6 protein-coding genes are annotated in these 5,441 nt (G+C 63.2%); 1 reads left to right on the top strand and 5 read right to left on the bottom strand.

The annotated features are described in order from the left end of the window. Window positions 1-594, top strand: a 594-nt coding sequence (locus AC1DMG_RS19330) for a 3-hydroxyacyl-CoA dehydrogenase family protein (protein WP_477180927.1), incomplete at its 5' end; no start/stop codon positions are given. 78 nt (window positions 595-672) lie between these two features. Here AC1DMG_RS19330 and AC1DMG_RS19325 read toward each other — a convergent pair. The 5 genes from AC1DMG_RS19325 to AC1DMG_RS19305 all read right to left on the bottom strand — a co-directional run. After that, complete coding sequence (locus tag AC1DMG_RS19325) at window positions 673-1,269, bottom strand: DUF2058 domain-containing protein (RefSeq protein WP_441603233.1); 597 nt, start codon at window positions 1,267-1,269, stop codon at window positions 673-675. 48 nt (window positions 1,270-1,317) lie between these two features. Further along, the gene (locus tag AC1DMG_RS19320) at window positions 1,318-1,536 is read right to left on the bottom strand and encodes a SlyX family protein (protein WP_441603232.1); all 219 of its coding nucleotides are present in this window, start codon (window positions 1,534-1,536) and stop codon (window positions 1,318-1,320) included. A gap of 2 nt (window positions 1,537-1,538) precedes the next feature. Then, window positions 1,539-2,876, bottom strand: coding sequence for a UDP-glucose dehydrogenase family protein (locus AC1DMG_RS19315; protein WP_441603231.1), 1,338 nt, complete (start codon window positions 2,874-2,876; stop codon window positions 1,539-1,541). 163 nt (window positions 2,877-3,039) lie between these two features. Then, window positions 3,040-3,816: an FKBP-type peptidyl-prolyl cis-trans isomerase N-terminal domain-containing protein gene (locus tag AC1DMG_RS19310; protein WP_441603230.1), complete on the bottom strand. Its 777-nt coding sequence runs from the start codon at window positions 3,814-3,816 to the stop codon at window positions 3,040-3,042. 211 nt (window positions 3,817-4,027) lie between these two features. Continuing rightward, window positions 4,028-5,441 (bottom strand): cation:proton antiporter domain-containing protein (locus AC1DMG_RS19305; protein WP_477180926.1); only part of this gene is annotated, 1,414 nt, incomplete at its 5' end.

Raw genomic sequence — 5,441 nt, 5'->3', positions numbered from 1 at the left:
CGTCTGTACAGCGAAGGCGTGCCGGGCCCGGTGCTCGACAAGGAAGCAAAGAAATTCGGCATGCCGATGGGCCCGATCGAACTGGCCGACACGGTAGGCCTGGACGTCTGTGCGTCCGTCGGCAAGGAGCTCGCTCCCTTCCTTGGACTGGAATTGCCGCCCGGCCTGGAAGACAAGCTGGCTGCCGGCAAACGTGGCAAGAAGGACGGTCAGGGCATCTATGTCTGGCAGGACGGCAAGCCCGTGAAACCGGAAGTCGATCCCGACTATGCCGTTCCCGCCGACCTGCAGGACCGCATGATCCTTCCCATGGTCAACGAAGCCGTAGCCTGCCTGGCCGACCAGGTGGTCGACGATGCCGACCTGCTCGATGCCGGCGTGATCTTCGGCACCGGTTTTGCCCCGTTCCGCGGCGGTCCGATCCAGTACGTGCGCAGCGAAGGCGCCGCCGTGGTGAAGGGCAAACTCGAACGCCTCGCCCAGCGTTATGGCGAACGCTTCACGCCGAAGAACGGCTGGGATTTGCCGACGCTCGCCAAGACGGGTTTCGATTTACCCACCGGTGACGCGCAAGGTGACGATGCCGACGCCTGATCGACCCTCGTATGCACCAAAAAAAAACGCCCGGCATCGACCGGGCGTTTTTTCGTCGGCGTGCTTAAAGCGATCCGCTTACCACATCAAATCATCCGGCACGCCATCTTCGCCGACGCTACCAGTGCTGCCCGGCTCCACCAGCAAGGCGATCTGGTTGGCGTCGACCGCCTTCACCTGTTCGGCAAGCTCGCGCGTCACCACCAGGTAACGTCCCTGCTGCTGCACCACGCCAAGCTCACCCGCATTGATCGCCTTGAGTTGATCAGCGTCGACATGCACGCGGCGAATCTTGCCGCCGTATTCGAAATGCCGAACATGATCGACGTCAGGCTTGTTCAAGGTCTTGCCGTCCAGCAACTGCTGGATCTTCAGCTTGCGCTCGCGACGAACACGCGCTTCCTCGGCCGCCGCCTGCTCGGCACGCTTGCGCTCATTCGCTTCGGTCTGTGCGCGGATCGCATAAGCCTTGGCCAGGTCGATCTCCTCCTGGCTCTTGGGGCCGGAAGGCTTGCCGTGCGGCTTGTGCTGGCCCGGCTTGCCGCCCTTGGACGGCGAACCGCCCTGGCGCTGCGGGTAAGACTTGCCAGCGGGCGGCGCCGGCGGGCGCTTCTCTTCGCGGACCTGTTTGACGATGCCGCTCTTGAGCAGCTGATCGCGCAGGGAATCGGCCATGGTTGAAACTCGCTTGCTGTAGTGCTGTTACGAAAAGAGAGAGATCGATCAATAGTGCGGCGGCGGTGGCTCGCTGTGCGGATCATGCCCTTGCGAACCACGCAACGAGGACAGCTCGCTGCGCAATCCACGAATGACATCCTCCAGCGCAGCCAGACGCATCGACAGCTCCGCATCGGCTGAAGCCAGCGCGTTCACCGTGTCATCGACAAAGGTGAGCCGCACTTCCAGCTCCGTCAATCGTTGCTGCAAGGTGTCGTCGGACATGCTCACTGCCTCAGGCTGCGACCGCGACCGATACCGTAGTACGCCAGGCCCGCCTCTTCCACTGCGGCCGGATCGTAGAGATTGCGGCCATCGAACACTGCCGGTTCGGCGAGCATGCTGCGGATGCGGACGAAATCGGGACTGCGGAAGGCCTTCCACTCCGTCACGATCGCGAGCACGTCGGCACCATCGAGTGCCTGATAGGCGCTGTCGCACAGCACCAGATCGTCGCGATCGCCATAGATGCGATGCGTCTCGTGGCGTGCTTCCGGATCGAACGCGCGCACTTTGGCGCGCGCCTTCCACAAGGCCTCCATCAGGTTGCGGCTCGATGCCTCGCGCATGTCATCTGTGTTCGGCTTGAAGGCCAGGCCCCACAGGGCAATCGTCTTGCCCGCGAGTTCGCCATTGAAGTGACGCGAAATCAGCTCGAACAGCTTGGTCTTCTGATCGTGGTTCACCGACTCCACCGCACCCAGCAAACGGGCGCTGTAACCGACGCCGCGCGCGGTGCGCTCCAGCGCCTGTACGTCCTTGGGGAAACACGAGCCACCGTAACCCGCACCCGGATAGATGAAGTGGTAGCCGATGCGCGGATCCGAACCGATACCCTGGCGCACCAGCTCGATGTCCGCACCCACCCGCTCGGCGATATTGGCGATCTCGTTCATGAAGCTGATCTTGGTGGCGAGCATCGCGTTCGCCGCGTACTTGGTCAGCTCGGCGGAACGCTCGTCCATCACCACCGTGCGATCGTGGTTGCGATTGAACGGTGCATACAGCTTGCGCAACACGCCGATGGCGCGTTCGCTGGAGCTGCCGATGACGATGCGGTCGGGGCGCAGGCAGTCTTCCACTGCGTCGCCTTCCTTCAGGAATTCCGGATTGGACACCACGTCGAACTCGACGGACACGCCGCGCTTGGCGAGCTCGCCCGCGATCGCGTCGCGTACCTTGTCCGCCGTGCCCACGGGCACGGTCGACTTGTTCACCACCACCGTGTAACGGTCCATGTGCTGGCCGACCGTTCGCGCCACGCTGAGCACGTACTTCAGATCCGCACTGCCGTCTTCGTCCGGCGGCGTGCCTACGGCAATGAAGACGACCTGGCCGTGCGCAATGCCCGGAGCCGGATCGGTGGTGAAGTCCAGCTGTCCGCTCGCATGGTTGCGCTTGACCAGAGGCTCCAGGCCCGGCTCATAAATGGGGATGTCGCCGTTCTTCAGGCGCTCCACCTTGCCCGCGTCGATATCAACGCAGACCACGTGGTTGCCCATTTCCGCCAGGCAGGCGCCGGTGACCAAACCCACATAGCCGGTGCCGAAAATCGTGACYTTCATTGTCGTGAAAACTCCAGGAGACAAGAATCCGATTCTAACAGGCCCGCCCTGACCACGGCTGCAGACCAAGCGCCGCCCCGCGACCAAAAGCCGCCGGCCACAAAAGACACGGGGCGCGAATTGCTTCGCGCCCCGTGGATGGTTCAACCAGCTTTGGTGGCGATTACTTCGCGCCGCCAGCCTGATCAGCAGCGGCCGTCGGGCCGGTCTTGACCAGGGTGACGTCGAAGATGATCGTCGAGTTCGGCGGGAAGCCGTTCTGCGGCTGGGCGCCGTAGGCGATGTTGGACGGGATGAAGAACTTGTAGTGACCGCCAACCTGCATCAGCTGCATGCCTTCACGGAAGCCCGGAATCACGCCAGCGAGCGGGATGGAAGCGGCGCCGCCGCCTTCATGCTTGGACGAATCGTCGAACACTTCGCCGTTCACGAACGAACCGACGTAGTTGACCTGCACGGTGTCGCTCGGACCCGGGCGGGCGCCCGTACCCTGGCTGATCACCTGGTACTGCAGACCCGAAGCGGTGGTCTTCACGCCCGGCGCGGTCTTGTTCTTGGCGAGGAATGCAGCGCCTTCGCTCTGGTTCTTGGAGGCGACCTGGGTGTACTCGGCCTTGGCCTTGGCCTGCAGATTGGCCACGAACGCGTCACGAACCTGCTTGGCTTCGGCTTCGCTCATGGTCGGCTTCTGGCCCGACAGGGCGGACTGCAGCGCGCGAGCGACCGTAGCCGGATCCACTTCAGCGCGAACCAGCGGCGGCAGCGAGCTGGCCAGATCCCAACCGACCACGTAGCTGGCCTTGGTCTTGTCCACGGCAGCCGGAGCTGCGGCGGCGGGGGCGGCTGCGGGCTTCGCGGCCTGTGCGTGCACGCCAGCGGTCGAGCCCAGAGCAACAGCGAGCGCGGCCGCCGTCAGCGTGGGACGCAGAAAATGCTTCATGTAGAACTCCCTCGTATTGGATATGCCGGCGCTACCGGACTTAAGGCCCCCCCGATGGAGGCAGGCCCCGCATTGTGCGGTGCTTGCTTAGTCTTGGCAACGATAGTGGCGGTATGACCGTCAGTCGTGATTAAAAGTTCACGTTTCGACGAAAAACGTGGATTTTTACGAATTGTGCACGCGCATTCCCGTAGGCCCGCGCCGCTCAGGATCAGCCATGGCCCTCCCCTGACCGCCCCGGTTTATCCAGGGTGTCGCGCAAAGCCGCCTGAAGTCGCGCATGGACCTGCACGAGGAGGCGCCACAGCAGCCACGCAAGCAGCAGCAAAACCAGCACCAATACAATCGCCACCTCGCGCGGCGGCAGGATGGTCGAGGCCAGGGCCGCCACCAGCAGGCCCAGCACCCACATGGTCGCAAGCGGAATGAAACGCGCCATCACGGCGCGGATGCGCATGTTGTAGGCGCCACCAATGCGTTCGGGAATGCTCAACTCTGCCAGCAGCATGCCGAGCGCCGAGGCCTTGCGATACGCCGCCACAATCATCGGCAGTGAGACGATGGCCGCAATTGACCAGGCCAGGCTGCGCTTTACCTGCGGGCTGTCGGCCAGCCAATCCCAATGGAAGAAACCGCGGCGATACAGGTAGGACATGATCAGAAACGCCGCCACCACCAGCATCATATTGATGATCACGTGCCACACCAGGCGACGGATCATCTTGGCCACCACCACGCCCTGCCCGCCCAGGCTAAGGTTGCCCATCCAGTCCGTATAGGCGCTCAGCAGGCCGGTAAGGCCCTGAGGCAACCGACGCGATAGCCCACTGGCCAACGGATCCGATGCACGGATCAGGTAAGGCGTGAGAAACGTGGTGATGGCCGATACCGCCACCGCCACCGGATAGAGAAAACCGCTGGTCACCTTGAGCGTCAGTCCCAGCGAGGCGATGACAAAAGAAAACTCGCCGATCTGCGCCAGCCCCATGCCCACGCGCAACGAGGTGCGCCCGTCATTGCCCGCCACAAATGTGCCAAAGCTGCAGGTAATGACCTTGCCCAGCACCACGACCGTGGTGACGACGATGATGGGCAGCCAGTACTCCTTGAGCATCGCCGGGTCGATCAGCATGCCGATGGCGACGAAGAAGATCGCACTGAACATGTCGCGCACCGGCCCGATGATGCGCTCGATCCGCTCCACACTCTGCGATTCGCCCACGATCGCACCGATCATGAAGGCGCCGAGCGCCACGCTGTAACCCATCTCGGTGACCAGCAGGCAGAAGCCGAAACACAGCCCGAGCACGGCCACGAGCAGCACGTCGTCGCGACTGACGCGCGCGATGTAATCGATCACGCGGGGCACCAGCAGCAGGCCGACCACCAGCGATACGGCCATGAACAGCGTGAGGCGACCGACGGCAGCCATCGCTTCGCTGGCCTCCAGACCTCCGGTACTGGCGATGCCGGTAAGCAAGGCCATCAGCACGATCGCGATCACGTCCTCGATGATCAGGATCCCGAACATCAGTTGCGCGAAGCGCTCGCGCTTGAGGTCCAGATCATCGAGCGCCTTCATGATGATGGTGGTCGAGGACATCGAAAGCATCGCGCCGAGGAAC

Source organism: Dyella sp. 01N36 (assembly GCF_056399745.1).
This window is presented reverse-complemented; position numbering and strand designations above follow the sequence as displayed.